The following is an 18,064-nucleotide window of genomic DNA, read 5'->3' on the forward strand; positions in this document are numbered from 1 at the left end:
TTCGAGATCCGCCTGGATGGCTGCCTGGATCATCGGGGAGAAGGAGTTGCAAGAAGTCCTGTCCGGAAATGGGCGCGTGGCGGGTTTTACGGAAAGGCAGTCGGGGAAATACTAAGCCTAAAGAATCGCATTTCTTATGCGGGAAGGGAGACTGACAATGGCAAAAGGCGGAGAAGAACTCGTGAAATATATAACGGAGCAGGTGGTTCACTATATAGAAACTCCAAGACAAGTACGCAAGGAAGCGCGTGTCCGGCACAAAGAAACCAGAGAAAGCTGGTCGGTCCACTGGTTCGGAATGATTCCCCTCTCTGTCTCTATGCTCGTAAAGGCCGTAAAACGCCGGAACAGAGACTGAGTGCTCTGCCCGTTTTTTTTGAAACAAGAAGGCGATGTGAATCCGCCTGTGCTGCTGCCGGGAAAGTGAGCATTCATACAAGGTGTCAAAAAAGAAGCTTCCTCAGGTTCCTGAAGGAAACGGTAAACCGTTCCGGGACCCGGGGAAGCTTTTCTATGGGAAAGAGGAGGAGATACCGTCAGTCGGGTAAAACTTTCCGAGCGAAACCGCGGCGTCGAGCAGTACAAAACGCCTGCCTTCCTGCTCGAAGGCAATAAAAGCGGCACCGCCTGTCCAGCGCAGCGCGCCCGTTACGGATAGGGGCAGCGTAAGTCTGCCCTCGAAGCATTCACAGACGAAGGTCAGTGACTTGCCGGCCGCAAGGTAAGGAGTCAATTCTTCATACGAACGGATAGGGAGCGCGTTACGGGTCAGCCAGCTGATCTGTTCATAAGGATCGTACGGCGGAACCTCAAGCGGCGTTCCGGGTGTATGTTCAACGGCTGCGCCATGCAGCCTGAGCAAACTTGAAGCATTCCCGGGCGAATAATTCCGGAAGGTCCGGATTTCGCCGGTTTTGGCATCAACGAGAATACGATTGTTCCCGGCAGGAACGGTCCAGACGGCATGGAAGGCATCCGTATAAAAACGGCGCAGCCTTGTTTCCGCAGTGTCCAGCCAAGTTTTATAAGACATGGATGAAGGTATGATGGCATGCTGCACCAAGGTTCGGTACAGCGTCCGGGTACTGAACAGGGGATGTTCGCCCGTTCCGTATTCGATAAGCTGCAGGGTGCCGTTTTCGGCGGCGGAAACGATCAGATAGCCTGCTTCAAGTCCGTTGTCCGTCAGCGGGACGATCCAGCCGTGCGTGCCCGGTCCGAGAGGAGCGACTGTCCATTGGGCGCGGCTCCAGGATTCGAAGCCCTTTTGTGAGGCAAGTCTGTCGATCCAGCGGACAATGTGTTCGTTCAGCACATTATCGGAGTTTGCGTTTGATGCAGCGGCGGCACTCTCCGGCCGCTTATCGGACGAAACGTCCGCCAGAACTTCGGCTGGCCTGCTTCCGGGAAGGACCGTGTACCTCTTGTCCAAATAGGCTTGTCCGGTTTGCGGCTCGCTTCGTGTTTCCAAGCTGTCAAAGACTTCTCCGGCTTCAGCTGTGAAGAGGGATTCGCCCTGCGTGAACGAAGGGGGCCAGGCAGATAGCCAGACAACAAGCGCCAGAAGCGCTGCCGTCCATAGAGCTTTGCGGTTCATTTGTTCACCTGCCTGCCGTTCATTCTATAAATCTAGTGTAAAGCAAACTTTATAAAAAGTTTGTTAAAACGTGTAGGCGGGCCCGTAGGAACTTTTAGCGACTTTCGTCGCATCTTCACCTTTCGTCCGCCCTTAAATGAAATAATCCGCAATTGATGACGGATACGTGCACTCTCGGCCGGTACTGCCAGTCTACTTCCGCCTGCCGGGCCGCATAGCGGGTCTCCAGCTCTTCCCGGGCTTCCGGTTCGGCTGCCATAAGCATTCCTTCGTAATACAAGCGGACGAGCTGATGCTCTTCGGCCAGCACCTGATTGGCGCGGTCCGCCCAGCGGTGGTCGGTGCGGCGGATTTTCTGCTCCAGGTAATCTTCCAGGATCGAGGCGGCTCTCGACAGGGTCAAGTTATCGCCGAGCAGATGAATGTTGGCGGGCAGTTTCGGCGCGAGCTTTCTTGTCAGCATGGAAGGATGAAACTCTTCGCGTATTTCTCCCGTCGTCATTTGAATGGCCAGGGAGTGAACCTCACTGCGTTTCATATCGCAGGCATACTCCACCTTGTAGTTCACATTCATCCAGGTGCAGTAGGTGAGGGGAGCGGAGCGGGCCGGCAGAGAGCTGCCGGCGGCCTGCGGCGGAGCCTCGAACAGCCGGGTAAACCGCCCGTTGTTCAAGGCGGTCGCGAAGAGCTGCTGCAGGCGGCGGCTGCCGTAAGTAACCTCGTCGCGGGGGACACGGCCGATCGGCGGAGCGGGGGCCGTGCCGAAGTACCGCCCGAGAATGCTGTCCGCGGAGCGGATCGCTTCGGGCGGGCTTCCCCCGCTGACGGCAGGACCGGCACCGGCGGAAGTCCCCGGGCCGGCCGCGCCCTGCGCTGGGCTTAAAACGACGCCGGCTGGGAGGGGACCGCCTGCGTTTACGGCGCTCCCCGCACTGGCGGGAGCGGACACTCCCGAGCTGACGCCAACGCGAGAACCGGCTGGAGCGGCTCCACCGGGGCTAATCGCGCCGACGGTACCGGCGGAAGCGGCCCCTCCGGCGTTCAAAGCTCCGCCGCCCGTGCTGCCTGCGGCGGGGAGAGAGGCGCCGGCGGAAGCCGGGTGCTCCGTCGTCCCTGGCGCAAGGTCAGCCGCAGTGCCCGATCCGGCCGAGCTTGCAGAGACGCCTGCGTGGGCCCCTGCCCCGGCCGAAGCTGCCGATCTGCCGGCCTCAGCTCCAGGCACGGCGGCGGTGTCTGTCCGTCCCTGCAGGGCCCCGGGCACGGGAGAGGTCCCCGGCTGCCCGTTCCAGGGCCCGGCCGGTACGGGCCGGGACGCCGCCGCGGCTGCCGCGTCCCCTTCCGGATCGAACACGAAACGGTAGGTCATCGTTTCGGGTTCGACTCCGGTGCGCTCGACGAAGCTCCAATAGTAGGAGCGGCCGGTAAGTTCTTTATCCGCCTCCGGAGAAAGGTTCACGATGACGGCGTGCTTCGTTTTTTCGATAATGCGGCAGTTGTACGCTTCCAGAAACCGCATGACAAAGCGTTCAACCTGGGCGGTATTCATGGTTCACCCCGACATTCTGCCCGATGGCGCTGAGTATGGAACCGATTTTGGCTTTCCTTTCGTTTTCGGGCTCCAGCTCCTCACGGATACCGGACAGCGAATCGCCAAGCCGGTCGATCTGCCGGCGCATTTCTTCATCGGAACGCGATTCCATCATCATTTTGAAGAGCGAGCTTTCCAGCGAGGTCGTTTTTTTCTCCAGCCGTTCCAGAATCGAATCGAGTTCGCCGATGACCAGCTCGAACATATTGATTTTTTCGTGCAGCAGGTTCAGAATATGCTCTTCGATCGTATTGCGGGTAGAAAGGTTGTAAATTTTTACGTCGTCCGTCTGACCAAGCCGGTGTACCCGCCCGATCCGCTGTTCTACCCGCATGGGATTCCAGGGCAGATCGAAATTGATCATGTGATGACAGAATTGAAGATTAATTCCTTCGCCGCCCGCTTCTGTAGCGACAAGCACCTGTACACGGGTGCGGAACAGGTCCATCATCCAGTCTTTTTTGCCCCGGTTCATTCCCCCGCGATAAGGCACGGCCGTGATTTTGTTTTCTCTTAAATAGTTCAGCAAATATTCCTGAGACGCCCGGTACTCGGTAAAAATAATCACTTTGTCATTGATATCCCGGATGAGATTCAGAACGGTTTCGGCTTTCGTGTTTGCCTGAATGCTGCGGATTCTTTCGACCAGCTCCCATATTTTGGCCCGGACCGGAGAGTTTTCTTCCGTTTTTTTGAACATGTTGACCAGGGTGATAAAAACCGCGTCACGGGAGCTGCACACCTCCCTTTGAAGGGTGATAAGCGCCAGCGTATTGCTCGTCTGGCCTTGATTTTGTTCATACTGGCTGCGGATAAAATCCGTGACGCCGTCGTAAAGCGCCTGCTCCTCGGGAGAAAGCGTGAGCGTAATGTTTTTCACGATCCGTTTCTTGAACTCGACATTTCCGTCCCCGCGCCTGTTGCGGATCATAATTTTGGATAGCTCCTGCTGGAGAACGCCTTCGTTTTTCGGCATCCTTTTGGCCATAACAAAGTTAGCCTGAAAATTCGTGTGAGCCCCGAGCTGTCCCGGCTTCAGAAGGTTAATCAGATTGTACAGTTCTTTAAGATCGTTCTGTACGGGCGTGGCGGTCAGCAGGAGACAATATTTTTTCCGGAGCTCTCCGACGAACTGATAGTTGGTCGTCTTTTTGTTTTTCAGCTTATGGGCTTCATCCACGATAAGCATGTCGTAGTCCAGACCGAGTACGATTTCCCGGTGCGGATCACGCTTGGCGGTATCCATGGAGGCGACAATCACGTCGCACGTCTGCCACATATACGATTTTTTCTGGGCGGCTGCCGCGATCCCGAATTTCTGATTGAGCTCACGGACCCACTGCAGGACAAGCGAAGCGGGAACCAGAATGAGCGCTTTGCGGACAAGACCGCGGATCATGTATTCTTTTAAAATGAGCCCGGCTTCGATCGTCTTGCCCAGTCCGACTTCGTCGGCCAGAATGGCCCGTCCGCGCATGTCGTACAGCACTTTCTTGGCCGTTTCGATCTGATGGGTCATGGGTTCGACCCCGTTCACATGTTTCAGGCACAGGAGCTCGTCGAAGGAGTGGATCAGGTTGGATTTTTCCGCCTCGTAAGCGAGCTGGTACAAGGTCCAGTTATCCCAGGGGCCGTTGCGGACGACACGCGACTCCCAGTCCAGAAACCATTCCCGATCCGTGTGCATGTTCAGCCCTTCATGAATAGGGCGGATGTGCTCCGTTGTCTGGTTGTTCATCTAGGCTCTGCCTCCTTCTCGAAAATGGGCCTTATCCGGGGCGCTTCATATGTCCCCTGTGCCCTCTCGTGCATTTGCTGCTTAAAAATAATAGCGATCCGGCGCAGCCGGTGTGCAACTTTGTAACTAGTATGATCCAAAGAAGGAGGTTTCATAACGGCTGCGTATTTCCGGGACTTCCGCGGTTTTATGGGCCGTATATAACTTCAACCGAAGCTCTATCGAATGTAATCGGGAGAGCTCCTGTGCTATGATAAAGAAATGATCGGGCATTCATAACCAACACGGACGGGGCGGTTTTCCGTGCCTGCCGTTTTTGATAAGAAGGGAAGAGGAACATGACAACATGGCGGTATATGCATACGGGCAACCGGACGGCGGCTGAAAATATGGCGATTGACGAAGCGATTCTTATCGCCCACAGCGAAGGCAGGGTCCCGCCTACGGTTCGTTTTTACGGCTGGGGGCCGGCAGCGCTCTCCATCGGTTATTTTCAGAAAGCGCGGAAGGAGATCGATCTGGACAAAGTCGCCGGCCAAGGTCTCGGATTCGTACGCCGTCCGACGGGCGGACGGGCGGTGCTTCACGATGCCGAGCTTACCTACAGCATCATCGTTTCGGAGCGCTACCCGGGAATCCCGACGAGCGTAACGGAAGCATACCGTGTTCTCAGCGAAGGACTGCTGCTCGGTTTCCGCAAGCTGGGGCTGGCGGCCGAGATGGTCAATCTGGCAACCGAAGAGGAGAAGCGCAAATACGAATCGCTCGGCTCGGCGGCCTGCTTCGATTCTCCTTCGTGGTACGAGCTTGTGGTGGAAGGCCGCAAAGTCGCGGGAAGCGCGCAGGTGCGGCAGAAGAATGTCGTGCTTCAGCACGGTTCCATTTTGCTGGAACTGGACGTCGAGCAGTTGTTCGGCCTGCTGCTTTTCTCCAACGAGCGGATTGCGGAGCGGATGAAGCAGAGCTTTGTGCAAAAAGCGGTAGCAATCAACGATCTGCTCCGGACTGCGGAGCTTGCCCCGGTAACGCTCGGAGACGTGGAGACCGCATTCCGTGCCGGCGTGGCCGAAGGCATGGGCATTGAGCTTGAAGACGGAGCGTTGACTCCGTACGAGCTGGAGCTTGCGGAAGAGCTGGCGCGCGATAAATACAGCACTGATGAATGGAATTTGAAGCGGTAGCGGCAATTTCGGAATGAGGTGAGTGTGCGATGTCGATTGATACGATTATAGAACGGACAGGGAAGCGCCCGCATACGGCGGAAAGCCTCGCGGAGGATTTGCGCAGACTCGGTGTGAAGGAGGGGATGACGCTCCTGGTGCATTCCTCCCTTAGCTCACTCGGTTGGGTGTGCGGGGGCACACAGGCGGTCATTGCGGCTCTTCGTGACGCACTGGGCAGGGAGGGGACGCTGATGATGCCGACCCACAGCGGCGACTTGTCGGAGCCTTCGGCTTGGAGCAATCCTCCCGTGCCCCAGGAATGGTGGGATGTGATCCGCAGCACGATGCCGGCCTACAAAGCGGAGGAGACCCGAACGTATTTTATGGGAGCGGTGCCGGAAGCGTTCAGAACGTACCCGGGGGTAATCCGCAGCAATCATCCCCAGGTTTCGTTTGCGGCGGTCGGACCGCAGGCGCAGAAGCTGACCGGGGGCCATTCCCTGGCATACGGGCTCGGAGAGGGGTCGCCGCTTGCCCGTCTGTACGAGCTGGACGGTCATGTGCTGCTGCTGGGAGTCGGTCATGACTCCAACACGTCCATCCATCTGGCGGAATACCGGGCGGCGTATGCTTCCAAGAAGGAAATCAAGAACGGGGCGCCTGTTCTTGATAGAGATGGCATCCGCCGATGGGTGGAATTTCCGGACGTCGGAATCGACTCGGACGATTTTGAGCGGGCGGGCGCGGATTTCGAAGTCGGGCACTCGCCGGTCATCCGCGGCAGAGTAGGCTCGGCTGAAGCGGCCTTAATGCCGCAGCGCCCGCTTGTCGATTACGCGGCCGCATGGATGAGCCTCAACCGGTAGCGCCAGGGCGGCGCCCGCTTAAAGCGGAGCGACGCCGGTTTTCGCGCTGCATGATTACCTGGCTGGAACCGGCGCCTGGGCCGGGAGTCAGGGAGCGGCGCCCGCACCAAGGCGGCAGGTCGGGATACGTGCATCAAAAGCGACGCCGGCACCGACGGTCTTAGCGCGGATGCGCCGTACTCCGCTTCCCCCGACCGTGCAAAAAAGCCTCCAAACCCGCTAGAGAGCGTGGTTTGGAGGCTTTTGCCGTCCGGGAGGTATCAGCGGCTTCCGGCGGGAATCGTCGCTTCGAAGGCCTGCTGGAGCCGTCTGGTAACGGGGCCGGGCCTGCCGTCTCCGACGGGCGAGCCGTCCAGCAGCACAACCGGCATGACTTCGGAGCCCGTGCTCGTGATGAAAACTTCATCGGCCGCGGCGAGTTCGTCGGCCGTGAAAGCTTCTTCGCGCACAGCAATGCCCAGCCCTTCGGCGAGCCGGAGAACGAGCGTGCGGGTGACGCCCCGCAGGATATGATGATCGGCGGGATGTGTTTTCACGGAACCGTCTTTGACGATCATCACGTTGGACGCGCTGGCTTCGGTGATGACTTCGCCGCGGTTGAAAATCACCTCTCCCGCCCCGCTGTCAAGAGCCTCCTGCTTCAGCAGGACGTTAGGGAGCAGGTTCAGCGATTTGATGTCGCAGCGGTGCCAGCGGATGTCTTCCCGGACGATGGCGGAAATCCCGTTTTCGAGATCTTTCAGCGGGCGGTAGAACGGGGAGCACCAGCCTGTCACGACCGGCTCGGCCGCGGCCGGAAACGGGTGAGAACGCGGCGCCGAGCCGCGGGTGATCTGAACATAAACGACTCCTTCGGGGATCCCGGAAGCCTCCACAAGCCGGTCCAGCAGATTCTCCAGCTCTTCAAGCGGATAAGGGAGGCCGATCCGGACTTCCGCCATGCTGCGGCTGAAACGTTCCATATGCCCCTGAACTTCAAACAGCCGTCCTTCGTAAATACGGAAAACTTCGTAGACTCCATCCCCGAAGTAATAACCCCGGTCCAGGGGAGAAATTCGGACTTCTTCGTCCGGTACAAGCTGATTTCCGAAAAGCATCATCGGGTATGATCTCCTTTAAGTCATCTTTCTAAAGCCAGAATATGCGCAAAGTGCTGTTGCGGCCGGGTCGTCGCCTGTTGGTTGAGCTTATGTACGGATAATACGAAAAATTACCCAACTGGCGAACGTCCGTTTCTTTTTTCGACGGATCTGTTTATAGTATATAGGGGAAAGAATACCTTACACAATAACAAGCCGGTGGCCAGTATGCACGAAAACCGGCAGAAACACATGTTCATAAGGGTTATCGGTTAAGCGCTGTGACTCGTACCTTTTACGCTTCAAATTGTCGAAAAATGTCGATTTTTATAAAACTACCGCGAACGAAATAAAGAGCAAGGCGAAGAAAAAGCGAGAAAACAAGCTCATGGATTTTATTATCCCGTTGAATTCATTCGTAGTTTATTCGTAACACAACATCTAGTGTTGTATAATCTTTTAAGGACACTATATATAGTGCTTACGTACATACCGCGAATTACGCGCAGTGGTGCGGGTTCCCGGGTGCAGGTACATTGATTTGGGAGGGTGTTGCCGTTTTGAAGACGATGCAGCGGAAAAGTTTGGAAGGTTTAAGCGAGAAAATCTTTTTGGATCGTTACGCGTTAAAAGATGCGGACACGAACAATACGAAAGTCGGAGACGTGGTGCTTGTCCTGACCAAGGATGACCCGAAATTTCCGGCCAAGGAAGTCGGGGAAATCACGGCACGCGATGGACGTAATGTGACCGTTAAGCTGCGCAGCGGTGAAACGATCGAGTCGAACATCGACAGATTGACTCTTAATATAGAAAAAACGCCGGATGAGCTGTGGGACCGCCTGGCCAAGGCGATGGCTTCCGTAGAAGCGACACCGGAAAAACAGAAGGAATGGACGGAAAAATTCCGTTACATTCTCGACGATTGGAAGCTTGTTCCCGGTGGCCGTATCGCGGCAGGCGCGGACGCCAGCGACGAGCTGACGCTGTTCAACTGCTATGTCATTCCGTCTCCGCATGACAGCCGCGGCGGCATTATGGCGACTTTGTCCGAGATGACGGAAATCATGTCCCGCGGCGGCGGCGTGGGTATTAACCTGTCGTCTCTGCGTCCGCGCCGCGCGATCGTCAAAGGCGTGAACGGTTCTTCCAGCGGCTCCGTATCTTGGGGAGGGCTTTTCAGCTATACGACCGGTCTGATCGAGCAGGGCGGCAGCCGCCGCGGTGCCCTGATGCTTATGATCAACGACTGGCATCCGGATCTGCTTGATTTTATTACCGTAAAATCGACGATGGGCCAGATTACGAACGCGAATCTTTCCGTTTGCGTAAGCAACGGCTTCATGAAAGCCGTGAAAGAGGACCTGGATTGGGATCTCGTGTTCCCGGATACGACGGATCCCGAATACGACGAAGTTTGGAACGGCGATCTCAATGAGTGGAAAAAGCTCGGAAAAGCCGTAAAAGTGTACCGTACGGTTAAAGCCCGCGAAGTCTGGCATACGATCATCGAATCCGCTTGGCGCTCCGCGGAGCCGGGCGTCGTGTTTATGGAGTACTACAATCAGATGTCCAACAGCTGGTACTTCAACCCGATCATTTGTACCAATCCTTGCGGAGAGCAGGGGCTTCCGGCCTGGGGCGTATGCAATTTGTCCGCCGTTAACCTTTCCAAGTTTTACGACGAGGAGAATGACGATGTCGCTTGGGACGAGCTGGGCAAAACCGTCCGTTATTCCACCCGTTTTCTGGACAACGTCATCGACAAGACGCCTTACCACTTCGAGGAAAACCGCGAGAACCAGCAGGGCGAACGCCGTGTCGGACTCGGAACGATGGGACTGGCCGAGCTGATGATCAAGCTGCGCATCCGTTACGGCAGCCCGGAATCTCTCGAGTTCCTGGATAAAATCTACGGTTTTATGGCACGCGAAGCATACCTGGCTTCCTCTGAAATTGCGGGCGAGAAGGGCTCATTCAAGCACTTCGACGCCGAGAAATTCCTGCAAAGCGGTTTTATGAAAAACATGGACGAGGTTTATCCGGAAGTGACGGAATCCGTCCGCAAGAACGGCATGCGCAACGTGACCGTTATAACGCAGGCGCCGACGGGAAGCACGGGAACGATGGTGGGAACTTCCACCGGTATCGAGCCTTATTTCGCCTTCGAATATTTCCGCCAAAGCCGCCTCGGCTACGACAAGCAGTTCGTGCCGATCGCACAGGAATGGAAGGATGCGAACAAGGATCAGGACCTGCCGGATTATTTTGTGACCTCCATGACGTTGTCCGCCGAGGACCATATCCGCGTTCAAGCCGCTATCCAGCGCTGGGTGGACAGCTCCATCTCCAAGACGGCGAACTGTCCGGCCGATTTCACGGTCGAAGAAACCGAGCGGCTGTACGAGCTTGCGTTCGATCTGGGATGCAAGGGCGTAACCATCTACCGCGACGGCAGCCGTGACGTTCAGGTGCTCAGCACGGGTACGGACAAAGACAAGAAGGATGAGAAGAAGACCGAAGCGGCCGCTCCTGCTCCTGAAGTGCCGATAGAGACTCCTCCGTCTGTGGCAATTGCTGCGGAACCGGCAGCCGTGCAGACCGATGCCCTTTCCGGCAACGTCTTCGATAAAGAATATAAACGCCGTCCGCAAATTTTGCGCGGCGCTACCTATAAAATCAACACGCCGTTCGGTATGGCGTACATTACGATCAACGACATGAACGGCTCGCCGAGCGAGATTTTCCTGAACGTGGGAAAAGCGGGCTCCGACGTCTTCGCCATGGCGGAAGCACTCGGCCGCGTCTGCTCCTTGTTCCTGCGCTACGGCGACCACGGGAACAAAGTGAACCTGCTGATCAAGCATCTCAAAGGCATCGGCGGTTCCGGTGCCATCGGCTTCGGCGCCAACCGCGTCGAGTCCATTGCCGATGCGGTCGCCAAAGCGCTTGAGATGCACGAAGAGGCGATGGCCGGCGAAACGGGAGCGGAGGCATACGTGACGGCTACGAAAGAGGTCCTGCATGAAGAGCCTGCTGCTCTTGGCCATGCTGCGCCTTCCGCAGCTGCCGCGCCTGCCGGGCTGACTTCGCTTGACCTGTGCCCGTCCTGCGGCTCCGCCTCGCTCGTGAACAGCGAAGGCTGCAAGAACTGTACGAACTGCGGATACAGCCGCTGCTCGTAAGAGTATTTAAAGATTAAATTATTGAATGTTTTGTGAGGCAAAGGCCCGATTAACGTCCATTGACGTAATTGAGGCCTTTTCTTCTTTTCTAAAGCCTATATCCTAGCTTTTATATGTGTCTTCGGAAAATTAAAAAAAGAGCGTATGAGTTTAATACTCAATCACTCTTTTTTTTACCTTCAGACTGCTATTTTTCTTAATTTTATTGATCTTTCTAAGACTATTGTCTGATATCCACTGTTTTTGTGATGGAGTCCCAATTTACTTTTGCTTCAAATGTCTCGCTTACCATTCTTACAGGTACGAAAGTATAACCATTTATCATCTGTATCGAAGATTCAAGTAGTATTTCTTTACCGTTTACTATGGCTTTATTCGATCCGATTTGTAATTTTAAAGCAATATCCAATTTTTGAGCCGTCACCGTTTTCGTGTTATTGTCCCAAGTTACGCTAGCGCCTAGCGCTTCAAAGATTTTTCTCATGGGGACATAGACAGAACCGGATATATTTTGCGGAGCTTCCTCTTGTGTATAGTCTTGAGCTTCCTCATTTATTTTTACAAAAATTCGTTCACCATATGAAACCGCCGCTCCTCGTAAAGCTCTATCTTTGAGTTTACTTATGGATCCTTCATTTAACGGGTTATTGGCCAAATAAATTTCCTGAAGTTCCGTTTGATGATCCAGATGACTTATATCTTGGATTTGATTATTGACTAATGAAATCTTTCTCGGAGTTAATTGAGATAGTGCGGATATATCTGAAAGAGAATTGCCATCCAAATACAAGATATCTAACATCTTCAGCGATTTAATCGGACTAAGATCCGTGAGTTGGTTATTGCTCAAATCAAGTTGATAGATACCGTTCTGAGCCTCTATTCCACGCAGGTCACTAATTAAGTTTCCGCTCAGAGAGAGCAGAGCGAGTGGAGGCAGGTTTTTCAGAAATTGAAGCGAAGCAATTCCGTTTGAACCTAAATAAAGTGAACGTAATTCAGGTAAGTTACCCAAAGATTCCGGATCGGATATGGAGTTGCCATTAAGCGATAACAACCACAATTTTGGTAAGTGAGCGATAGGTTTAATGTTTGAAATCCGATTTTGATTAATTCTTAATAACTCGAGTTTGTTTGCATGAGACAGGGGTGAGAGATCTGAAATCTCATTATTGGAAAGATCAATCTCCTGTAAGTTAGCGAGTTTTTGAAGGCTGCTTATATCGGTTATTTGATTGTTTTCAAGCTGGAGCCATTTCAGATCCGGGTGATTTTCAAGAAAGTTTATATGGGAAATACGAAGAGAACCGATACTTAACAAATTAAGCTTAGGAAAATGGTTAAGGATACTTAAATCTTCAACCGGATTTCCAGTCAATTCGAGGCCAGTCAAATGAATTGATTTTTTTAATGGACTCAAATCTTTAACCCGATTGTATTTTAGGCCGATGAAATCAAGATTAGGCAGAGTACTTAAAGGTGAGATATCCGAAATTCTATTTTCTTGTAAGTTAGTAGAAAGTAAATTTTTGAAATTACGCATGGGAGATAGATCCTGAATTTGATTTTTATAAGCGTCAAACGCTGATAAGTTTTCAAGTTTCTCTAAAGGATCGATATTTTGCAGCTGATTTTCGGATAGGTTAAGTACTTTTAATTTGCTTAAATTTCTAAGAGGGCTTAGGTCTGTAATATGGTTCTGACTGACATCCAGATTAACTAAAGAGGAAAGATTGCTGAGGGGCTGAATGTCACTGATTTGATTTTGCCGCAAGTTAATCGTTCTCAATTTTGTTAATCCGCTTAAAGCCTTGATGTTTTCGATTTTATTTTGAGTTAATTTTATTTCCACCAAATTTTTGGCGTATTCTAAGCCATTTAGCGTCTTAATGCCCTGCCAATCAGCGGGCCCAATTATTTTCAAGTTCTCCATGTCTCTTAATGTTATGGGACCTTCATTTTTATGAAGTTCACTTCTAATAACGGTTTCAAGTGCGGAATCCTCGATCTCTACTTCAGAAGATTCTGCAAAAATTTTTGTCGGAAAAATTAAAACCAATAAAAGCACCATACTTAATAAGCAAGAGACAAACCTAGCTTTTTTCAAATAATTCCCTCCCATAGATAAACCCCTAGTTTCATTTTCCTAATGATTGAACCAAACAGCCAGATCACTCGGTAATCTAGTTTCTATTGGTATTCGGTTATCTCCTTCTGTCAGAATTAAAAAATTTTCAAGAACTGCCTTATATCATGAACCCATGCATAATCAAAGATAAAAACGTCGGAAGGAAGCGATGCATGTTTTCTTCGTTCGATTACAACAGCGATTAGCTAATACTATAGAAGAAAGCCGGTTGGGAGAAAAGGAATGCAGAACGAAAAGTTTTTGCGGCACCCCGATGTAGAAGAAATGAAATCCATTTTCCGTGAGGCCGAGGGCCTGATTAAAATGGTGACGATCGCACCGGAGCTCCCGGGCGGGATGGAACTCCTCCGCTTTTTAAAAGAGCAGGAGGTTGTTATCGCCGTCGCCCATTCGGATGCTACTTATGAGGAAGCTAAGGCGGCTTTTACGGCCGGGGCCAGCCACGTGACCTACTGTTTTAACGGCATGCGGCCCATTCATCACCGCGACCCGGGACTTGTCGTGGCCGCGTTTGAAGAAGGGCATTCAACCTGCAGGCCATCGTGGAAGGGGTTCATTTGCATCCAGTCATTGTGCGTCTTATGCACAGCATCAAAGGACCCGAGGGTATGGTACTGATCACAGACGCTCTCCAGGCGATGGGGATGGGCGACGGCGTTTATACGTTTGGCGGGCATCAGGTAACCGTTCATGAGGGAACGGCGCGGCTTTCGGACGGAACACTTGCGTCCAGTACGGTGACCATGAACGAGGCGCTGCGGCATACGGTAGAAACCGGTATTCCACTGACAGATGCCGTACATATGGCGTCCGGAACTCCCGCGCGCATCTTGGGATTGGATCGCAAAGGTGACCTAGCCGAAGGGTACGAAGCGGATTTGGTTCTGCTCGATTTGGATTATAACGTTGTATGGATCATGATTGGTGGGGAAATGAGCGAATAAGTAACTTTCCAAAATTTTCTTTTGACTCTATATTTCATACTATCGACCTAGTATAATAAGGTCGTTATATGCGTTTAGACCCAAAACTACCTGCAACAAGAAACGGCGTATACAACAAACTTATTATACTGACGGAGGGAACCCGTAAAATGAAACTCGCAAGATTACGCCGTTTTATGAATTTGTTTTCATTATCTGTTCTGGTTCTGGGTGTGCTGTTGCCGAACTTTGTTCAGGCGGCATCTACAGAAAAGCTAACGGACCTGGGGCGCTCATATGCCCAAAAAGAAATAACGAGTCTCATCTCGGACGGAATCCTATCCGGATATCCGGACGGAACGTTTAAGCCAGAAAACCCTATAACACGCGCCGAACTGGCCAAGATTCTTGTTCTGGCTCTAGGATTGAAGGAAGAACCGGCCAAGTCGGCTTCTTTTCACGATGTAGATGCCTCTAGCTGGTATAGCGGCTACGTAGGTTCACTTGTAGCGTCCGGCATTACGCAGGGCACGACGGAAAGCACTTTTTCTCCGGATGCCAAAGTAACGCGTGAAGAGCTCGTTGTTTTCTTTGTACGGGCATTCGGGCTCGCTGAAAGTGTTTCTGCAAAGAGTCCCGCTTCAAAGCTGGCCGATCTGGATACGGCAGCCGAGTGGGCGATACCATCCGTTTCCCTTGCTTATGAGATCGGTTTTGTCAACGGGATCGATAACGGTTCCGGTGGGTTGATTTTCAAACCCAAAAGCAATTCGGACCGTCAGGCTGTAGCCCGTCTGGCGTATGAATTTAAAACAAACAAACAAGCCTATGTTAACAAAGCTAAGGAAATATTGGCTTCCAAGCCCGAAGTGACTCAACCGGAGCTGCAGATCCAGTCGCTGACTTCGCAGAGCAGCACAACAATTGAAGTTACATTTTCTTCGGCATTAACGGAGCTGAACAAGGAAGATTTCAAGTTCGATCATGATCTTCTCGTTACAGCGGCGGATTTCAAGGCAGGCAGCAAAACCGTTGTTGTGCTCACGACAATGACGCAAAATTCCGGTACGAAATACACATTAACGTACAAAGGTAAGCCCAGCGGCAAGTCCGTTGACGGTACGTCTCCCGTGTTTGGCGGCGGCGGTGGCGGCGGTTTTGGCGGTGGCGGAGCTCCAGGCGGCATAGCGCCGACAGTCGAGCAGCTCCTTGCCAGCGGAAAACCGCAAGGGGCTATTACGGTCCAGGCATCGGGTACATACGGCCCGGCAAACGGTAAAACAAGCGTCCAGACGTTAATCCTGGATCCGGGTCCTGCAGGCGAAGTAAGCCTGAACAATATTGATGCAGAGCAGTTGGAAGTACGTTCGGGAAGCGCGAACTCCATTAAGCTGCGGAATGCTGTCATAAAGACTTTGAAAGTAAACGCGATAAACAACAACGGACTTCCCGTAAGAGTGGAAGCCGGCGACGGAACCCAAGTCACACAAACTGAAGTGACCACTCAAGCCGTATTAGAGGGCTCTTCCGTGCAAGGCGGATTCGGCAAAATCAAGCTGGATGGTTCCGGTAAAAAAGTGAGCTTCAAAGGAAAGATCGACAGCGAAATAACTGTCCATTCTCCGGGAGTAACTATTTACGTCGAGTCTCCTACGGCAGGCAATAATCAGCCTACCATACTTACGAAGTTAACTGTTGCAGCTGCCGATACAACCGTCAATATGGCCCCTGGAGCGATTTTGTCCGAAATAAATTCAGGCCAGTCCGTGACGTTGACCGGCTCTTCCGAATCTATTGCTAAAATCAAGCTGAGCGGCGGTGGCTCATTTAAGCTTGATCCCGCCGTAGCAAACGAGGTCAAAGAAAAGGCAATTGCGAACGCGAACAAAGCTTTGAAGGAGTATATAGACGCGTCAGGCAATTTTTCTGAGTTTTTGGCCAAAGTATTAGAAACGGACAAAGCTATCCAAATAGCGAAACAATATGGGGCTGAAGAGCAGGACTTTGCTAGTATCCAATCTTTCTATTTCAATCGTGATACTGTATATGAACTTAACGAAGCCTTGACTGCTTTAACAATCGGGTATGTGCCGGGCGATTCGTCTAATCATGTCACAGAACGACCAACCTTGCCCGCTAAAAGTGTAAACGATACTCATATTTCTTGGTCATCCAGTGATCCGGATGCATTAAGCATGTGGAGTCCATATTTAAATAGACCAGCTTCAGGTGCAGGCGATAAGGAGATTACGCTTACCGCTACGCTCTTTAACAAAGCTTTTTCGGCGACGAAGAGCTTCAAAATGACAATAAAACAGTTTAACGCTTCAGTAAAATCAGTTGCTGGTCTGAAGCCGGATTTGCTGGTTGTGGAATTCGACGCGGCCGTTGCCACCCAGGAAGCTTCCTGGTACCAATTTACTAATGGACTACAAGTTCTGAAAATAACCCAGTACCCCCAGTATCCGAACTTGGTACTGCTTGGTGTAAATTCGCAGAAAGCCGGCAGCAATTACAATCTCACGTATAAGAACGCTCCAACCGGTGTAACTTTCACGGGAAGTGCAGCAAGTGAGTGCTCGGCTGAATGGTGCACTATACCTGGCAGCGGTCAAAAAGTGCCGGTACCCGGCGTGAATGTACCCGGTAAAGTAGAAGGATATGTCCTCGAACGTTTAACCTACCCTTCTATAGACACTATCGTTTCGTTGGAAGGTACAGGTTTAACGGCCAAGACTGATAGCCGAGGGTATTATAAGTTTACTAATGTTGCTCCTAATGTCAGCTATACCATTACAGCAACAAAGCCGGGCTTTTCAACCGGAAGCACTGCTGAGTTCAGCATAGCGCCGGCTCAAACTTATATGGCGCCAACTGTATTCATTTTTACAGTTCCAGATCCGGTTTCCATTATGCAGCTAATGCCTATTAATTATAGCGATAAGGTATATCTAAGTTGGTCGATGTCTTCTCACCCAGGCTCTGAAGTTACTTTTAATGTTTATCAAAATGGGACTCTCCGTGTTTCAGACTATACGGGTAGCAGTTTAATGATTGATGCATTAAAAGCGGGTGAGACCTATACGTTTGGGGTCGAAGCGTGCAATGAGGTCGGCTGTTCCAAAACTCGTGCCGAGCAAACGATCCAGATGCCTTTAAATTTATCGGTGCACAGCTTTCAGCCGTATAATTCCGTGACTTCCGATGTATATGTTGCATTAAAAACAACGAGTAGAAACGAATATTCTCTTTCTCAGCCTTATCCAAACTTTGATTCCATACTGGTTGAATTGAAAGAGGGGTTTGACGACGGTACCCCGGGAACACCGGCAATGCAATCCGATCTGGATTTGTCAAACGCAAAGATCACCGGAATCGGGGTAGAATCCTTTAATTCTTCCGTTCAAATTTATCAGGGTAGACTCTTTCTTAAGATAGACATCAATACGTCTGTAAAATCTAAATTCGATAAATATGTAATCAGCGGAGTAAAATATAAACAGAAAGCCGCGGAAGTATATCCTTTTAGTATTATCTTTAAATAAGGCTTAATGTTATTCAAGGCTTCCTTGCGCATTTACTGGCGCTAAGGAAGCCCTTTTTTATCTAAACAAGGACAGTGCTTATAATAGCAACCCAATGAGGTTGTAATCAGTTGAAAAAGGGGTATTCAAAAGCTCTGCTGAAGCTAGAGCCCCCTTCCACAAAATGGTTGTTGCAAAAGGCTTTGAATGCTGGTAAAGTTACTTCTTGCCGGCAACAACGAAACACGCCGC

10 protein-coding genes and 1 pseudogene are annotated in these 18,064 nt (G+C 51.7%); 6 read left to right on the forward strand and 5 right to left on the reverse strand.

Annotated elements, in window-relative coordinates; all coding sequences use genetic code 11:
- Positions 1-157: 157 nt before the first annotated feature.
- A complete protein-coding gene (locus C4S74_RS23030) occupies positions 158-358 on the forward strand; it encodes a YqzE family protein (RefSeq protein WP_103997671.1) in 201 nt (66 codons plus the stop codon).
- 153 nt (positions 359-511) lie between these two features.
- Here C4S74_RS23030 and C4S74_RS23035 read toward each other — a convergent pair whose 3' ends face one another.
- The 3 genes from C4S74_RS23035 to C4S74_RS23045 all read right to left on the reverse strand — a co-directional run bounded on the left by C4S74_RS23035 (position 512) and on the right by C4S74_RS23045 (position 4,923).
- Positions 512-1,597, reverse strand: a complete 1,086-nt coding sequence (locus tag C4S74_RS23035) for a hypothetical protein (protein WP_103997672.1) — start codon at positions 1,595-1,597, stop codon at positions 512-514.
- A gap of 115 nt (positions 1,598-1,712) precedes the next feature.
- Positions 1,713-3,143 carry a YqhG family protein gene (locus C4S74_RS23040; protein WP_103997673.1) on the reverse strand — a complete coding sequence of 477 codons (1,431 nt, stop codon included), beginning with the start codon at positions 3,141-3,143 and terminating at the stop codon, positions 1,713-1,715.
- Complete coding sequence (locus tag C4S74_RS23045; protein WP_103997674.1) at positions 3,124-4,923, reverse strand: DEAD/DEAH box helicase; 1,800 nt, start codon at positions 4,921-4,923, stop codon at positions 3,124-3,126. The genes C4S74_RS23040 and C4S74_RS23045 overlap by 20 nt, the downstream gene beginning before the upstream one ends.
- A gap of 338 nt (positions 4,924-5,261) precedes the next feature.
- On the opposite strand from C4S74_RS23045, the gene C4S74_RS23050 reads away from it, so the two are divergent.
- Together C4S74_RS23050 and C4S74_RS23055 are read left to right on the forward strand one after the other, a co-directional pair.
- Complete coding sequence (locus C4S74_RS23050) at positions 5,262-6,104, forward strand: biotin/lipoate A/B protein ligase family protein (RefSeq protein WP_103997675.1); 843 nt, start codon at positions 5,262-5,264, stop codon at positions 6,102-6,104.
- 29 nt (positions 6,105-6,133) lie between these two features.
- Complete coding sequence (locus C4S74_RS23055) at positions 6,134-6,952, forward strand: aminoglycoside N(3)-acetyltransferase (protein WP_103997676.1); 819 nt, start codon at positions 6,134-6,136, stop codon at positions 6,950-6,952.
- A 260-nt stretch (positions 6,953-7,212) separates the two neighbouring features.
- On the opposite strand, the gene dat is transcribed toward C4S74_RS23055, so the two are convergent.
- Positions 7,213-8,052 (reverse strand): D-amino-acid transaminase, encoded by an 840-nt coding sequence (dat, locus tag C4S74_RS23060; RefSeq protein WP_103997677.1) that lies wholly within the window; start codon positions 8,050-8,052, stop codon positions 7,213-7,215.
- Between the two features lie 539 nt (positions 8,053-8,591).
- On the opposite strand from dat, the gene C4S74_RS23065 reads away from it, so the two are divergent.
- Positions 8,592-11,216 carry an adenosylcobalamin-dependent ribonucleoside-diphosphate reductase gene (locus C4S74_RS23065; protein WP_103997678.1) on the forward strand — a complete coding sequence of 875 codons (2,625 nt, stop codon included), beginning with the start codon at positions 8,592-8,594 and terminating at the stop codon, positions 11,214-11,216.
- A 220-nt stretch (positions 11,217-11,436) separates the two neighbouring features.
- Here the strand turns inward: C4S74_RS23065 and C4S74_RS23070 are convergent, their stop codons facing one another.
- Complete coding sequence (locus C4S74_RS23070) at positions 11,437-13,338, reverse strand: leucine-rich repeat domain-containing protein (RefSeq protein ID WP_103997679.1); 1,902 nt, start codon at positions 13,336-13,338, stop codon at positions 11,437-11,439.
- Between the two features lie 234 nt (positions 13,339-13,572).
- Between C4S74_RS23070 and nagA the strand changes: the two are divergent.
- Positions 13,573-14,309: pseudogene (nagA, locus tag C4S74_RS23075) on the forward strand (N-acetylglucosamine-6-phosphate deacetylase); the annotation flags it as partial.
- 149 nt (positions 14,310-14,458) lie between these two features.
- Complete coding sequence (locus tag C4S74_RS23080) at positions 14,459-17,833, forward strand: S-layer homology domain-containing protein (protein WP_181024517.1); 3,375 nt, start codon at positions 14,459-14,461, stop codon at positions 17,831-17,833.
- The last annotated feature ends 231 nt before the right edge of the window (positions 17,834-18,064 follow it).

Source organism: Paenibacillus sp. UNC499MF (assembly GCF_900107975.1).
In the GTDB taxonomy this organism is placed as follows: domain Bacteria; phylum Bacillota; class Bacilli; order Paenibacillales; family NBRC-103111; genus Paenibacillus_F.

What these genes read in the sequence shown, in the direction of transcription:
- C4S74_RS23030 (WP_103997671.1), top strand. Translation starts at nt 158, where the DNA reads ATGGCAAAAGGCGGAGAAGAACTCGTGAAATATATAACGGAGCAGGTG.
- C4S74_RS23035 (WP_103997672.1), bottom strand. Translation starts at nt 1,597, where the DNA reads ATGAACCGCAAAGCTCTATGGACGGCAGCGCTTCTGGCGCTTGTTGTC.
- C4S74_RS23040 (WP_103997673.1), bottom strand. Translation starts at nt 3,143, where the DNA reads ATGAATACCGCCCAGGTTGAACGCTTTGTCATGCGGTTTCTGGAAGCG.
- C4S74_RS23045 (WP_103997674.1), bottom strand. Translation starts at nt 4,923, where the DNA reads ATGAACAACCAGACAACGGAGCACATCCGCCCTATTCATGAAGGGCTG.
- C4S74_RS23050 (WP_103997675.1), top strand. Translation starts at nt 5,262, where the DNA reads ATGACAACATGGCGGTATATGCATACGGGCAACCGGACGGCGGCTGAA.
- C4S74_RS23055 (WP_103997676.1), top strand. Translation starts at nt 6,134, where the DNA reads ATGTCGATTGATACGATTATAGAACGGACAGGGAAGCGCCCGCATACG.
- dat (WP_103997677.1), bottom strand. Translation starts at nt 8,052, where the DNA reads ATGATGCTTTTCGGAAATCAGCTTGTACCGGACGAAGAAGTCCGAATT.
- C4S74_RS23070 (WP_103997679.1), bottom strand. Translation starts at nt 13,338, where the DNA reads ATGGGAGGGAATTATTTGAAAAAAGCTAGGTTTGTCTCTTGCTTATTA.
- C4S74_RS23080 (WP_181024517.1), top strand. Translation starts at nt 14,459, where the DNA reads ATGAAACTCGCAAGATTACGCCGTTTTATGAATTTGTTTTCATTATCT.